The sequence below is a fragment of the Halobacillus litoralis genome (genome assembly GCF_009856355.1).
Classification (GTDB): Bacteria; Bacillota; Bacilli; order Bacillales; family Halobacillaceae; genus Halobacillus; species Halobacillus litoralis_B.
The window spans coordinates 23,861-36,695 of sequence record NZ_WMEW01000011.1; the positions used below are offsets into that span (position 1 = coordinate 23,861).

Genomic DNA, 12,835 nt, shown 5'->3' on the forward strand with positions numbered 1-12,835 from the left:
TTAAGGGCAGGGGGCGTTTTTTTTTGTAAAGAGCGTCCAGGAATGATGGTCCTTGTCACGGTTCATCCATGTTACGATGGAAAAGGTGTACCAAAAGTAGGGAATCTCTCTTCAGGGCCTTTAGAAAAAGAAGAAGGAGGAGTGGACATGGACAATGAACAGGCGGTCAGGTGGGGAACGCCCGCCTTGATGAATGCCGCCTTCCGTTTGAAATAGACGTCATACATAAAAAAAGATCGATCACCTGATGACAAAAGGTGAGGTGGAGGGATATAGATAGTGATTGTCGGTCGGATTGTTTTTGTTCTAGGATTGTTTTTTGTATTTTTTAGTGCGATCGCTGCAATTGAGATGCTTTTTTTAGGCGGGGGAGAATCCGTCCTCCCCTGGTTTGGCTTGTTGAATGGATTCACAGCCATGGGCGTCGGCGACCTTGTAACCAAAGCGAATCAGACGGTGGAGTAGGTGATGATGGTGAATGGATTTATCGTTCTTGCAGGCGCAGGTTTGTTTTTATATGTCGTCTTTACGGTAAGTTATATAGATAAAAAGATGAGCAAGCAGGAGAGGGATATAGAGGAAGTGAAATCTCTTTTAAAAGTAGTGATAAAGGAGCAGCACAGTAAGGAGAGTACAGGAAAGGAGTGAATGTTGTGAATCTATGGTTACTCATCGTTGGCGGGATTATTCTCCTTTTTGCTCTGGATGTTTTGTTGAAAAAGCTGCTGGGGGTAAAGAAGAGGAGGTCCGTTCATGAAACATCTGGAAAAAAGGCTTATCAATGGGTGAGAGGTGTGGCGGCCGTTGTTTTTGTAAGTCTGCTCTGGCCTGTGCTCTCCTTGGATTCCCCCTTTTATCTAAGGGTATTCTGGGTCAGCTTTTTTGTCATCATGACAGGCATTGAGGTCTGGTTTGAATACCGATACATCAAAGCATCCAGACAGTTTATCAAAACGCTCGCCCTCGGGTCGGTATTGATCACATTTGCCCTGTTTCTCCATTAAATAGGAAAGGCGGGAAAGACGATGAAGCTTGAAAATGCCGTGTTTTTGAATGCGGAAGGATCTTTGGAAAAAGGTGGATTCCGTATTGTGAACGGGAATATTACCTTTCAACCCGGGGCTCAAGGAGAAGAAGTGATGGACTGTGAGGAGTACATCATTGTGCCTGGTTTAGTGAATGCCCACTTTCACAGCTATTCCCCTTTAGCAGCCGGGCTGATGAAAGAGATGGCCATCCAGGACTGGGCTGGTGATTCGGACCAGGGCCGCATCCAGCAGCTGTTTTTTGATTATCTGGATCACCATATGCCCCGGGAGCTTTTCTATAAGGTGGCGCAGAAGAGTTACATCGAAATGGTGAAAGGCGGCGTCACCTTCGTGAGTGACTCCGACCCCGGACCATCCCCGTGGCAGCTGAGTGAAGCCGTGAACGACCTGGGAGTCCGGGGAATCGTGGATACCTATGAGGAAATCGGCGGGTATCATAACAAAATGAACGGACGGGTGATGTTCGGCACGCATCTCCTGGAAGAGGAAGACCTGTCCGAAGAGGAGCTGCGGAAGCTGCAAGACGAGAAAGAAGCGTACAAGGCCGTCCGGATGACTCACTGCATGGAAAACAAGTGGCGCCATGACCTCGTTTACGAGGCGTTCGGCCGGTCCAGCGTCGAGCTCTATCAGGAGCGCGGCCTGCTGGATAAGGAAACCGTCCTTTTTCACGGCGTCTATCTGTCAGAGGAAGATATCGGGATGATTGCGGATCAGGGAAGTTCCGTTGTGCACTGTCCGTTATCCAACCTCGACACCGGAGCAGGCGTGGCGGATGTTCCTTTAATGCTCGAAAAAGGGGTGAATGTCTCTCTAGGCACCGATTTTGTCCACACGAATATGTGGCATCTCATGAGGATGGTGTATTACGGCTTGAAGATCCATCAGCCGGTTGAACGCTTTTCCGCTGCGGATGTATGGAAGATGGCAACAGTGAATGGCGCGGCCGCGTATGGACTGCAGGACAGGCTGGGTCGAATCGAAGAGGGATGTGAAGCGGATCTCGTCTTTATCAAAAAGAACGAATATACAGGCGCCCCTTTTGAAGATGAAGGTTTTTCCACTGCCCTGAACAACCTGATGTTTCAGACGAGGGAAGCGGATGTGCACCACGTCATGGTGGCAGGGGACTGGGTGATGAAAGAGAGCAGGATGACGAAAGTCGATGAACAGGAAATCAACGAGGCGTTCTCCAAAGCGCTGAAGGGGTTTCAGGAATATGTGAATGAGCGGAGGGATGGCTGATGCAGGCGGTTTTGTTTGATCTGGATGGAACGCTGCTTGACCGGGACGCTTCTGTCCGGGCGTTCATCACCCGGCAGCATGAGCGGTGGCAGGGAAGGCTCGGCTTTATTCCTATAGAAACGTACGTGCGGAGGTTTCTAGAACTGGATGACCGCGGATATGTGTGGAAGGACGTGGTCTATCAGCAGCTGATCGACGAATTTCATATCAAAGGTGTCACGTGGGAAGAACTGTTGGACGACTATTTGACACACTTTCAAGATTCCTGTGTACCTTTTCCTTTTCTTGTCGAAACCTTGGAAGCTTTGAAGAACACGGGATGGAAGCTCGGCGTCATTACGAATGGCCGTGATCCGTTCCAGATGGATAACATGAAAGCGCTCGGTATCGATGGTTTCATGGATGACATCCTCATTTCTGAATCCGAAGGCATCAAGAAGCCCGATTCCGTGATTTTTCAAAGGGCGGCCTGGAGACTGGGGGTCCCTGTGGAAGCCTGTGTTTTTATTGGGGACCACCCGGAAAAAGATGTCCAGGCGGCTGCCGCAGCAGGCATGAAAGCCGTTTGGAAGAAAGACCCGCATTGGAAAACAGCACCAGCGGACGCCGTGATCACTGGCTTAAAGGACCTATCCGGAGTCCTTGAGAACCTGCAGGAAAAAGAAAAGCTGAATCGGCTGAAAGAGTGCTGGCCCGATCTGGTGCTGCACCGGTTTACAAAGAATGAGCTTGGTCAGAACAATGATGTGTACGTTGCCAATGGTACGTTCGTGTTCCGCTTTCCGAAATATAAGGAAGGGATCCGCAAGCTCATCAAGGAAACGCATGTCCTTGACCATGTTCAAGGGAAGCTTCCCCTGACCATTCCCGTCCCCATATACAGATCTCTGGAGGATAGGGAACCGGGGAACGTCTTTGCGGGCGCCCGTTGGATCGAAGGAGAGCCGCTGTGGCCGGAGTCTATGAAAAAGCTGTCGGAGTCTTCTCAGAGAAAGCTCGCAGGACAGCTTTCCTTCTTCCTGCAGACGCTGCATGCCATTCCTCCCGGACAGCTGAATGTAGTGAAGACGACCGCTGAACAGATCAAAGATGATCTTAAGACGCTTTACCATCGTATCCGGGGTCAATTGTTCCCTTATATGACCCCCATGGCCCGTCGTCATGTGAATGACACCTTTGAACGCTTTTTTGAGAAAGAAGCTTTTACGTTTTCGACGACACTTATCCATGGGGATTTCGGTCCGTCCAATTTGCTTTGGGACAGAAAAGAAGAGCGCATTACCGGGGTCATTGACTTCGGAGAAGCAGGCATCGGCGATCCAGCTTATGACTTTGCAGGTCTTCTGGCCGGCTACGGCGAAGCCTTTGTTAAGGAAGGCTTATCTCAGTATCCGGAAGGGGAGCGTTTGTTTGGGCGGGCCCTTTTTTATAAGCAGACGTTCGCTCTGAAAGAAGCTCTTCATGGGTTGGATCATGGAGATGCCGAGGCATTTGAAAGTGGAATGGCCGGATATCGGTAATCGGAGGAAAGAGCGGTACAATTCGAAGGAGGGATTGCAATGATCAACTACCATAACCGTACGTTCGTATCCGTTGAAAACAGTGCAGGGGGAGAAGTATCGTCCAAAACACAGTTTACGTATTATCAGGAGGGCAGCATCCTTTATGCTGATTATGCAGGTGGAGATATTATCAAAGGCAGATTGATCGGCATTGTCCATGAGGATGACACGCTGGAGTTCAGGTACAACCATATCAATACAAATCATGAAATTAGAGGCGGAAAGTGCCGGTCTGTGCCACACATCAATGAGGACGAGCAGCTGGAGCTGCATGAAGAGTGGCAGTGGATGGATGAGGAACAAACGACAGGGACCTCTGTCATTAAAGAGGTACAGTCCAGAGAACTGCACCGCACATTTAAAGAGAAGAACCTGTAAATGCACCATCCAGAGTAAGAAAGGCACGATCGCGGAGCCTGCGACCGTGCCTTGTTTTTATTCCTTTACATACTTTTCAAAATACCGTCCCCAGTGCGGCTGGGTTCCATCCGCATCCTTAAATCCATACATGTCGGAAAGGCCCCACGTGCTCAAGGCCTGTCCATTGAAACGAGCAGTATCCGGATCAAGTACGAGGTGTTTCAACGCTTCTCCAATGTAAGCCGGCGATTCGGAGGCGATGAAGTGGGGGTCGACCTCGGCGCCCTCCTTCCAGTTTTCCTCTGTAACACCAAAGTGTTCCAACATCGCTTCTGAACGGAGGAATCCCGGTGTCAACGAAACAGCGGTAATGCCAAAGGCTTTCAAGTCCTCCGCCATCGCTTCGGCCATGTGAATGTTTGAGATTTTGGCCAGGCTGTAATAGAAGCTGCCGCGGTACTTGTCATCGGTGCCATCGGTTATTTCTACTATCAAGCCGGAGCGGTTCTTTTTCATAAGCGGTACTGCATAATGAGCCGTAATGATGTGAGCCTGGACAGCCTGGTTCAGCAGCTGCAGCCCTTTAGTCAGATTATGCTCTGCGATATCTCTGCCCCATTCAGTCAGCGGGTCGCCGCCCCAGATGTCATTGACGAGGATATCCAGCTTTCCGCCCTGTTCCTCTTCAATCTTATGAAAAAGCCTTTGAACCTCTTCTTCCTTTGTATGGTCGACTTTCACAGGGATGCCGGTCCCACCGGCCTTCGTAACCAGTTCTGCACTTTCTTCAATCGTCTCCTTCCGCTCCATCGGAGACTGTTCTTCTCTTGTCGTCCGTCCCGTTACGTAAACGACAGCCCCGGTTTCTCCGAGCTTGACGGCCATGGCTCTTCCTGCGCCTCTAGTGGCTCCTGCGACAACAGCGACTTTATTTGTGATGTCCATCGGATCATCCTTTCTTTTGCATTATCTTTATCCTATCTTTAATCTATGACAAAGAGTGTCATACTTTAAAAAAGGGAGGGATTTTTTTATGAAAGCGGAACGATTGATCAAAATCCTTCTGCTTCTCCAGCATGGCCAGACAGTGACGACCCGCCGGATGGCTGAGGAGCTGGAAGTATCGGAACGGACGATTCACCGTGATATGGAATCCTTGAGTGCCGCAGGACTTCCGATTTATGCAGAAAAAGGGCGCACAGGGGGATGGAGACTCGTCGATCATTGGAAACAGAAGCTCAGCTGGCTGAAGGAGCAGGAGATGCTGGCCTTATTCCTTCCACCCGCAGGAAAAATCATACAGGATCTGCATATGGATGATGGCGGGGAGGACCGGATACAGAAGCTCCTGTTATCGCTGCCGGAGCAGTCAAAAAAGACGGCCTGGAATGTGTGGTCCCGCATTTATGTGGACATGGGCACCTGGAAAGATGGTCAGGAGGAAGCAGGCCCGGAGCTGGATGTTTTGAAAAAGGCGGTCATGGAGGATAGAAAAGTTCAGATGATCTACGAAAAAGCAGATGGAACGGTGACAAAGGGAACCATCTGCCCGCTCGGTCTGATTGCAAAGGCGAACCAATGGTACGTAGCTGCGTTGAATGATAAGGGAGAATACCGAAGCTATAAACACGCGCGGGTCAAAATGGTAACCGGAACAGAAGAAACGTTCGAAAGACCTGTGGACTTTCATCTGGCCTCCTATTGGGAAGAATCGAAAAAGCATTTCACCCGTAACCTCCCGACGTACGCGGCAACCCTCCGTGTTTCGCCGGAAGCGTATCCCCGCCTTCGATTTACCGGGCGTTTTGCAACGCTGGATGGAGAAGGACGTGCAGGGGCTGATGGCTGGGTGGACCAGTCCTTGTCGTTCAATACAGAAGAAGAAGCCATCGGTTTTGTGACAGGTTTCGGAAGCCAGGTGAAGGTGATAAAGCCTGAAGCACTCATTGAAAAGATTAAAGCAAGAGCACAGGGCATTCTGGACCTTTATAAATGAATAGCGAGAAAGACATGAATCATCCGTTTTTTTTGATATGATAAAGAAGAATATGGCAGGAAAAGGGAGGACGAAATCATGGGGAAAACTAAAGTAGGCCTTCTGTTCGGTGGGAAATCCTCGGAACATGAAGTATCGCTGCAGTCAGCTAAAAACATTATGGAAGCGGTGGATCATGAACGGTATGAGGTCACCTTGATCGGCATTGATAAGCAGGGGGAGTGGCACTTAAGCAGTCCGGATAATTACTTGATGAATGAAGACCATCCGGATAAAATCGCGCTCCATAAATCGAACAAAAACGTCGCAGTCGTCCCGGGGCGGGAGAAGGATCAAATGATTCCGGTCACAGGATCAGAAGCATTAGACCAGCTGGATGTCATCTTTCCGATTCTCCACGGTCCGCTCGGAGAAGACGGCAGTATACAGGGAATGCTCCGGATGGCCAATCTTCCTTACGTAGGCCCGAATGTGCTCAGCTCCGCCGTATGCATGGATAAAGACATAACCAAGAAACTCCTGCAATCCGCCGGGTTTCAGGTCGCTGACTGGTTCACCGTGAAGCGGTCTGCATCAAACGCCCCGTCTTTTGAAGAAGTGAAGAACAAACTTGGTGTTCCTTTCTTCATTAAACCGGCGAATCAAGGATCCTCGGTCGGTGTCAGCAAGATCAGGACTGAAGCAGAATACAAGGAAGGCTTGGAAAAAGCGCTGCAGTATGACCACAAGGTAATGATTGAAGCGTTCGTGGAAGGCAGGGAAATCGAGTGTGCCGTGCTTGGAAATGACCATCCCGCCGCTTCCACCGCTGGAGAAGTGCTGCCCAACAGTGATTTTTATTCCTATGAAACGAAGTATATTGATGAAAACGGAGCGTCTCTGCAAATCCCAGCTGACTTGGATGAGAAGGTTATGGAGAACATCCGCACCCAGTCCGTACAGGCGTTTGAAGCTCTGGAATGTCAGGGTCTTGCACGGGTGGACTTCTTCCTGAAGGAAAACGGGGCGCTGATCATCAATGAAGTCAACACCCTGCCCGGCTTTACAAAAATCAGTATGTACCCAAAACTGTGGGAAGCGAGCGGCATTTCTTATCCGCAGCTGATTGAGAAGCTTCTGGATCTCGCCATCGAACGGCATCATCAGGATCAAGCATTGAAGAATACCGTCGACTGATCCCTGGAGTATGCTTCAAAAGCGAGGCTTCCCTTGTAAGAAACACCGATAGCATAAGGTGAAGGCGTGAGTCTCAAAGTGTAGAAGATCATAAATGAAGCGGCTGTCCCGATCAGGATTTCTGTGATGGGGAGGCCGCTTTTTTATGTACAAAAGGGAAACGTTGATATATTTTCGATTTGGTCGATATATTTGGATTTTGACTGATATATCTCCAAAATAATTGATATATGCCTGAAAAGATTGATATATCCCATATTTAATGGATATCCTTCCAAAACCGCATAAGAAAGAAAGCCATCTCTCAACCGCTTTCTCAGGCAAACCTGCTTTTTTTTACTTCCCACTGTTTATCCGAATCAATGACCCGGTTTAGTTTGGCGCAGAACGTTTCTGCTTCCCAGAGGGTTGTAAATTTCTTAGTAAGATGGCTGCTTGAATCTTTTAACGTTTCCACTTTTCCATTCCGTGTTCGTTCAATAAGGAACATCATTGCTCAGCCTTTCTATATCAGCAGGGTTGTTTATTATATTAATATAATATTATCTCATGGATTAAAGAGGAAGGGAACAGCTCGATGTGTTTTGAAATATTCCTTTAATATTGTAATGGCTGATGTAATAAAAGGCATGAGAAAACCCTCCAGCAAAAGCTGGAGGGTTTTTATGATGATTTATTTGGCTTTCTTCCAATAAGCAGCGTCCTTATTGGAGCGGGTTGGCGGGAATGTATCTCCATTGCTCAGTTCGATATGTTTTTCATCTTCCGTAACGTCCGCATCGTTACCGCCGTTTACCAAACCATCAAATTCATACGTGCCGTTTTCAGGTGCTTTTTCTCCAGTCTTATAACGCTCTGCCATTTCAAAAAACCCCTTTTCATTTATTTTTGTTACATAGAGAATATACCCATATCCATTTCCTATAAACGTAAAAAACACATAGAAATGGTAAAACATTTATTATTTAGGAAAAATGATATATGTAATAAAATGTAATGGGTGTACAAAGAAGGAGGAAAGATCATTCCGCCTGTTACGATTGGGTGGATCGGGTCGGGAGGTATAGGTCGGATTGGTGTTGGTTTTGCTGCGCTTTTTTTACAAGTTCCTTCCTAGGTATCAAAAAGGATACCATGCCACAAAAATGTGCATACTTACATGGTCTTTGCGGCTGTGCTATGCTATGTCTGCATCACCGAAACAAACCAGATTCGTGCAGGGAAGTGTGCGTTTGAAACCAGCATAGGGACGCTCGTTAGTCCGATGAGGGACGGGCAGCACGGAACCTGTGAAGCCCCGTTGTTGGAGAGCGGTCTGAAGATAGAGAGAAAAGATCATCTGCAACGTGTGGGGTGGCGTTGGTGACGTTTCTACCCTTAAACGTGACCAACAGGCGGACGCGGTAAGATTCCTGAATGACTTCAGTCATATCTGGTCAATCGGAGATCTCGAAGCTTTTTCGACAGACAAAATAGAGAGAAACAAAAAACTGCATTTAAAGGAGACGATTGGAATGGAACCGATTCAAGCACTAAATCAACGTTATTCAACAAAGGAATTTGATCAAGAGAAAAAAATCTCTGCAGAAGACATTGAAAAAATCAAAGGGATGCTCCAGCTTGCTCCATCTTCTGCAAACGTACAGCCGTGGCATTTCATCCTGGCAACGACAGAAGAAGGGAAGAAACGTGTAGCCAAAGGTGCAGAAGGGACGTTCAGCTTCAACGAACCAAAAGTGCTGGACGCTTCAGCGGTCGTTGTTTTTGCAACGAAAACAGACATCACGGATGAGTTCCTTCATCATATCAGTGAAAAGGAAGACCAGGACGGTCGTTTTGCTGAACAGAAATTCAAAGAGATGAACCATAACGTACGAAAAATGTTTGTGGATACCCATAAATTTGACCTGAAGGATCTATACCACTGGTCTGAAAAGCAGACGTACCTGAATGTAGGAAGCTTCCTGCTTGGTGTGGCTGAACTTGGGATTGATGCTGTCCCAATGGAAGGTATGGATATGAAGGCCTTGGATGAGGAGTTCAACCTACGCGAAAAAGGATTCACTTCCAGCGTGGTGGTTTCCCTGGGCTACCGTAAGTCAACGGACTTTAACGCGGAGCTGCCAAAATCCAGACTGGATCAGGCGGAAATCATCGAGGAAGTGTAACGGTATAGAGGAACAACGAAAACAGGTGGGGCTGGCAGCCCCGCCTGTTTTTTATTTTCCGCTGTTTCGAATGGCTTTTTCCATCAGAAACTGTACGCCGTATATGATGATGGATAAATGAACGCAGATGAAATACCAGATTGTATGATTGATTTTTTTTAATTTGAATAACCCGAGCCGCTCCCAGACCTCTGCTAATGCATAGGCATTTATGATATTTAAGAGCGCATTCAGCCATACATACTTTTTGAATGTCCCATAGGTGAATTTGAAAATCCAAATGGTTGCCAGAAAGAACGGTCCGATTTTATACGTGTAATCCACAGGTCCGGGGGAGAGGGGGTTTTTGTTCTCCCACCATTTCCTCTGATTCGAAACAACGCTGAGGACGCTGATGATTAAACTTGTAAAGCTGGCGATCGGTAAATACCTGAAAAAGGTCCGCTTACCGAGGAAGAAAGCTGAAAGCCAGGAGAGGATGAACAAAGTTACCGGGAATATAATCTTCAGCTTAGGTTTAGCCATTTTTTCCGCTCCTTACATGCAATTGTTGCAGTTAGGGTGTCCATCATCCTGCAAAACCATGCCTGACAGAGGCGTTACATTAAAAAACGTCAATACCTGACCAGCCATCTTGGGGAGGTAACCAGGCATTAACTCTCACTCTGAGGTTCTGAAGCGTGGTTTTCCGGATGGTCAAAGGAAAGTGAGTGATTTCTCATCTTACTTTGGGATGGAACACATGCAGGGACCCGCTCAAGGCAGGCTCGGGTAGTTGGTATAGAGGAATTGTTACAAAAATGCACAAAAAAAGACTTCCCGGAATGGGAAGTCTTTTTCAACGAGTAACGATTACTTTTGAACGTTAGCCGCTTGTGGTCCGCGGTCGCCTTCAACGATTTCAAACGTTACTGTTTGGTTTTCTTCTAGAGTTTTGAAACCTTCGCCTTGAATAGCAGAGAAGTGTACGAATACATCGTCTTGTCCTTCTACTTCAATAAAACCGAAACCTTTGCTTTCGTTAAACCATTTCACATTACCTTGTAACATAAATTGTTACCTCCTGCGTGGATCTGATCCACATTGTATTACTATAATTGCTCTGCATATTCATTCCAGACGAAAGTCACTGAGTAGTTCCTTCTGCTTTCATTCCTAAACGAACAAGAATAATTAATTACTACTATATCAGGGAGATGAGGATACGTCAACCATACAAGAAAAAAAGCTTTTATATGCCATTAGAAAAAGGGTTGAGTATCATTTTCAGAATAGGGCTAATATTGACTATTATTGAAAGCGCCTTCAATTTTCTTTCAATAACTTATATACTGAATACGACAGGAGTAGATTAAAAACGGCAGAAGTTTTTTTCCTTGCCGTTTTTTATTTTTGCAACAAGAGAGGAGAAGTCTGTTTTGGAAAACAAACGTAAAGGATTGTTTCAAAAAGGGTTGGATGTCATAGAGCGTGTGGGGAATAAGCTTCCGCATCCAATCACATTATTTGCTGTCCTGGCTCTGTTGGTTGTTCTCATTTCGGCAGTGGTTTCCAGCTTTGGTGTAAGCGTGGAGCATCCCGGGGAAGAGGGGGAAACGGTCGAAGTGACCAATCTGCTCAGCGCAGATGGCATTGAATACATCTTTTCCAGTATGACGGAAAACTTTATCGGTTTTGCTCCGCTGGGCGTTGTACTTGTGACGATGATTGGAATCGGGCTCGCGGAACGGACCGGACTGATCAGTGCCTGCCTTCGTGGATTCGTTTTATCTGTTCCAAGATCATTGATTACATACGGACTCGTTTTTGCGGGTGTCATGTCCAGTGTGGCCTCTGATGCAGGTTATGTAGTGCTTCCGCCGCTTGGGGCTGTGATTTTTGCCGCCCTCGGACGTCATCCGCTGGCCGGACTGGCTGCGGCTTTTGCAGGGGTATCCGCCGGCTTCAGTGCCAACTTGTTTTTATCTGCGACCGACCCCTTGCTGGGTGAATTGACGATAGATGCAGCAGCGATCATTGATCCGGCTTATGCAGACGGCATGAATATTGCGATGAACTATTACTTCATCATCGTATCTGTCTTCCTGCTGACCTTTGTCGGTGGAATCGTCACGGAAAAGATAGTCGAGCCGCGTCTCGGTGAGTATAAGGGACAGTTCCGTGAAGATTTGAAGGGACTCAATGCGATCGAAAAGAAAGGATTGAAATGGGCCGGCATTTCCATTGCCATTGCTGTTGTACTGACGGCCCTGTTGATTCTTCCGCCGGGCGCACCGCTGAGAGGTGAGGATGGAGCAATTATCCAGTCACCGTTCATGAGTTCTCTTGTACCGATCATAACGATTCTGTTCTTCATTCCGGGATTGTTTTACGGAATAGCGACCAAGAAAATCAAAAATGATAAGGACGTCGCCGAGCAGCTTTCGGATACGATGGCATCCATGGGCATGTTCATTGTGCTCGCCTTCACGGCCGGACAGTTTGTCGCGTATTTTTCAGAAACCAATATGGGACTCGTGATCGGGGTTTATGGAGCTGAACTGCTGGAATCCGCCAATCTTTCAGGGATCCCATTGATATTAGGGTTTATCCTTGTGGCTGCTGTCATCAACTTATTCATCGGCAGTGCCTCGGCGAAGTGGGCGATGATGGCCCCGGTGTTTGTACCAATCATGATGCAGCTCGGCTATTCCCCGGAGCTGACACAAATGGCTTACCGGGTAGCCGATTCAACGACGAACATTATTACACCACTGATGACCTACTTTGCCATCATTATCGCCTTTGCTCAGAAGTACGATAAAAAAATGGGAATCGGAACACTGATTTCCGTTATGTTCCCGTACTCCGTTTTCTTCCTTATTTCCTGGACGATCATGCTGATCATCTGGATGATGACAGGAGCGGACTTAGGGCCGGGATCACCGATTCATTATTAGAAAAACAAAGGACGTCCGCCGTTATGGCGGGCGTCTTTTTTTACCTTCTTCAGAACATCATTATGTTAAAATACAGATAATTACAAATGTGGGAGGTGTCATGCCTGTAGAAAAATCGAAAGGATACGTACGAAAAGAACAGTTGTATACGGTAAAAGAACGCCGGAGTTTCATCCTTAATAAGCGGACTTTAAGAGCTGGGTAAAAACGACGGAAGAGGGGACGGTTCTAATCAGTTCGGAGCATCCCTGCAAGCGTGAATCAGGGAATATCGGTAACAAATAAATCATAGGAAGAAAGTGAACAAATACCGCAGGCAGCAGAACAGCATCCTTCATCT

General features: G+C 47.3%; 15 protein-coding genes. 11 read left to right on the top strand and 4 right to left on the bottom strand.

The window, feature by feature from the left end; translation table 11 throughout:
- Positions 1 to 42 precede the first annotated feature (42 nt).
- From GLV97_RS14805 to GLV97_RS14835, 7 genes are all read left to right on the top strand, one after another.
- On the top strand, positions 43 to 216 hold the full coding sequence (locus GLV97_RS14805) for a hypothetical protein (protein WP_160889967.1): 174 nt from the start codon (positions 43 to 45) through the stop codon (positions 214 to 216).
- Positions 217 to 279: 63 nt separating this feature from the next.
- A complete protein-coding gene (locus GLV97_RS14810; RefSeq protein WP_160889968.1) occupies positions 280 to 465 on the top strand; it encodes a hypothetical protein in 186 nt (61 codons plus the stop codon).
- 6 nt (positions 466 to 471) lie between these two features.
- Positions 472 to 648 (top strand): hypothetical protein, encoded by a 177-nt coding sequence (locus GLV97_RS14815; RefSeq protein WP_160889969.1) that lies wholly within the window; start codon positions 472 to 474, stop codon positions 646 to 648.
- A 5-nt stretch (positions 649 to 653) separates the two neighbouring features.
- Positions 654 to 1,004 (top strand): DUF4181 domain-containing protein, encoded by a 351-nt coding sequence (locus GLV97_RS14820; RefSeq protein WP_160889970.1) that lies wholly within the window; start codon positions 654 to 656, stop codon positions 1,002 to 1,004.
- A 21-nt stretch (positions 1,005 to 1,025) separates the two neighbouring features.
- Positions 1,026 to 2,294 carry an amidohydrolase family protein gene (locus tag GLV97_RS14825; protein WP_160889971.1) on the top strand — a complete coding sequence of 423 codons (1,269 nt, stop codon included), beginning with the start codon at positions 1,026 to 1,028 and terminating at the stop codon, positions 2,292 to 2,294.
- On the top strand, positions 2,294 to 3,814 hold the full coding sequence (locus GLV97_RS20280) for an HAD-IA family hydrolase (protein ID WP_337194111.1): 1,521 nt from the start codon (positions 2,294 to 2,296) through the stop codon (positions 3,812 to 3,814). Before GLV97_RS14825 ends, GLV97_RS20280 begins: the two co-directional genes overlap by 1 nt.
- A gap of 39 nt (positions 3,815 to 3,853) precedes the next feature.
- Positions 3,854 to 4,234, top strand: a complete 381-nt coding sequence (locus tag GLV97_RS14835) for a n-acetylglutamate synthase (protein WP_202409552.1) — start codon at positions 3,854 to 3,856, stop codon at positions 4,232 to 4,234.
- Between the two features lie 57 nt (positions 4,235 to 4,291).
- Here GLV97_RS14835 and GLV97_RS14840 read toward each other — a convergent pair whose 3' ends face one another.
- On the bottom strand, positions 4,292 to 5,161 hold the full coding sequence (locus GLV97_RS14840; RefSeq protein WP_160889972.1) for an SDR family oxidoreductase: 870 nt from the start codon (positions 5,159 to 5,161) through the stop codon (positions 4,292 to 4,294).
- An 88-nt stretch (positions 5,162 to 5,249) separates the two neighbouring features.
- Here GLV97_RS14840 and GLV97_RS14845 point away from each other — a divergent pair, with 88 nt between their 5' ends.
- The gene (locus GLV97_RS14845) at positions 5,250 to 6,212 is read left to right on the top strand and encodes a helix-turn-helix transcriptional regulator (RefSeq protein ID WP_160889973.1); all 963 of its coding nucleotides are present in this window, start codon (positions 5,250 to 5,252) and stop codon (positions 6,210 to 6,212) included.
- A 78-nt stretch (positions 6,213 to 6,290) separates the two neighbouring features.
- Positions 6,291 to 7,388 (top strand): D-alanine--D-alanine ligase, encoded by a 1,098-nt coding sequence (ddlA, locus tag GLV97_RS14850; protein ID WP_160889974.1) that lies wholly within the window; start codon positions 6,291 to 6,293, stop codon positions 7,386 to 7,388.
- A gap of 673 nt (positions 7,389 to 8,061) precedes the next feature.
- On the opposite strand, the gene GLV97_RS14855 is transcribed toward ddlA, so the two are convergent.
- Positions 8,062 to 8,250 carry a YjzC family protein gene (locus GLV97_RS14855; RefSeq protein WP_160835105.1) on the bottom strand — a complete coding sequence of 63 codons (189 nt, stop codon included), beginning with the start codon at positions 8,248 to 8,250 and terminating at the stop codon, positions 8,062 to 8,064.
- A gap of 652 nt (positions 8,251 to 8,902) precedes the next feature.
- On the opposite strand from GLV97_RS14855, the gene nfsB reads away from it, so the two are divergent.
- Positions 8,903 to 9,556, top strand: coding sequence for an oxygen-insensitive NAD(P)H nitroreductase (gene nfsB / locus GLV97_RS14860; RefSeq protein WP_160889975.1), 654 nt, complete (start codon positions 8,903 to 8,905; stop codon positions 9,554 to 9,556).
- A gap of 51 nt (positions 9,557 to 9,607) precedes the next feature.
- Here the strand turns inward: nfsB and GLV97_RS14865 are convergent, their stop codons facing one another.
- Positions 9,608 to 10,081 (bottom strand): hypothetical protein, encoded by a 474-nt coding sequence (locus tag GLV97_RS14865; RefSeq protein WP_160835106.1) that lies wholly within the window; start codon positions 10,079 to 10,081, stop codon positions 9,608 to 9,610.
- Between the two features lie 327 nt (positions 10,082 to 10,408).
- Positions 10,409 to 10,606 (bottom strand): cold-shock protein, encoded by a 198-nt coding sequence (locus GLV97_RS14870; RefSeq protein ID WP_027953723.1) that lies wholly within the window; start codon positions 10,604 to 10,606, stop codon positions 10,409 to 10,411.
- A 368-nt stretch (positions 10,607 to 10,974) separates the two neighbouring features.
- On the opposite strand from GLV97_RS14870, the gene GLV97_RS14875 reads away from it, so the two are divergent.
- Positions 10,975 to 12,495 carry an AbgT family transporter gene (locus GLV97_RS14875; protein ID WP_160889976.1) on the top strand — a complete coding sequence of 507 codons (1,521 nt, stop codon included), beginning with the start codon at positions 10,975 to 10,977 and terminating at the stop codon, positions 12,493 to 12,495.
- The last annotated feature ends 340 nt before the right edge of the window (positions 12,496 to 12,835 follow it).

What these genes read in the sequence shown, in the direction of transcription:
- GLV97_RS14805 (WP_160889967.1), top strand. Translation starts at nt 43, where the DNA reads ATGATGGTCCTTGTCACGGTTCATCCATGTTACGATGGAAAAGGTGTA.
- GLV97_RS14815 (WP_160889969.1), top strand. Translation starts at nt 472, where the DNA reads ATGGTGAATGGATTTATCGTTCTTGCAGGCGCAGGTTTGTTTTTATAT.
- GLV97_RS14825 (WP_160889971.1), top strand. Translation starts at nt 1,026, where the DNA reads ATGAAGCTTGAAAATGCCGTGTTTTTGAATGCGGAAGGATCTTTGGAA.
- GLV97_RS20280 (WP_337194111.1), top strand. Translation starts at nt 2,294, where the DNA reads ATGCAGGCGGTTTTGTTTGATCTGGATGGAACGCTGCTTGACCGGGAC.
- GLV97_RS14835 (WP_202409552.1), top strand. Translation starts at nt 3,854, where the DNA reads ATGATCAACTACCATAACCGTACGTTCGTATCCGTTGAAAACAGTGCA.
- GLV97_RS14840 (WP_160889972.1), bottom strand. Translation starts at nt 5,161, where the DNA reads ATGGACATCACAAATAAAGTCGCTGTTGTCGCAGGAGCCACTAGAGGC.
- GLV97_RS14845 (WP_160889973.1), top strand. Translation starts at nt 5,250, where the DNA reads ATGAAAGCGGAACGATTGATCAAAATCCTTCTGCTTCTCCAGCATGGC.
- ddlA (WP_160889974.1), top strand. Translation starts at nt 6,291, where the DNA reads ATGGGGAAAACTAAAGTAGGCCTTCTGTTCGGTGGGAAATCCTCGGAA.
- GLV97_RS14855 (WP_160835105.1), bottom strand. Translation starts at nt 8,250, where the DNA reads ATGGCAGAGCGTTATAAGACTGGAGAAAAAGCACCTGAAAACGGCACG.
- nfsB (WP_160889975.1), top strand. Translation starts at nt 8,903, where the DNA reads ATGGAACCGATTCAAGCACTAAATCAACGTTATTCAACAAAGGAATTT.
- GLV97_RS14865 (WP_160835106.1), bottom strand. Translation starts at nt 10,081, where the DNA reads ATGGCTAAACCTAAGCTGAAGATTATATTCCCGGTAACTTTGTTCATC.
- GLV97_RS14870 (WP_027953723.1), bottom strand. Translation starts at nt 10,606, where the DNA reads ATGTTACAAGGTAATGTGAAATGGTTTAACGAAAGCAAAGGTTTCGGT.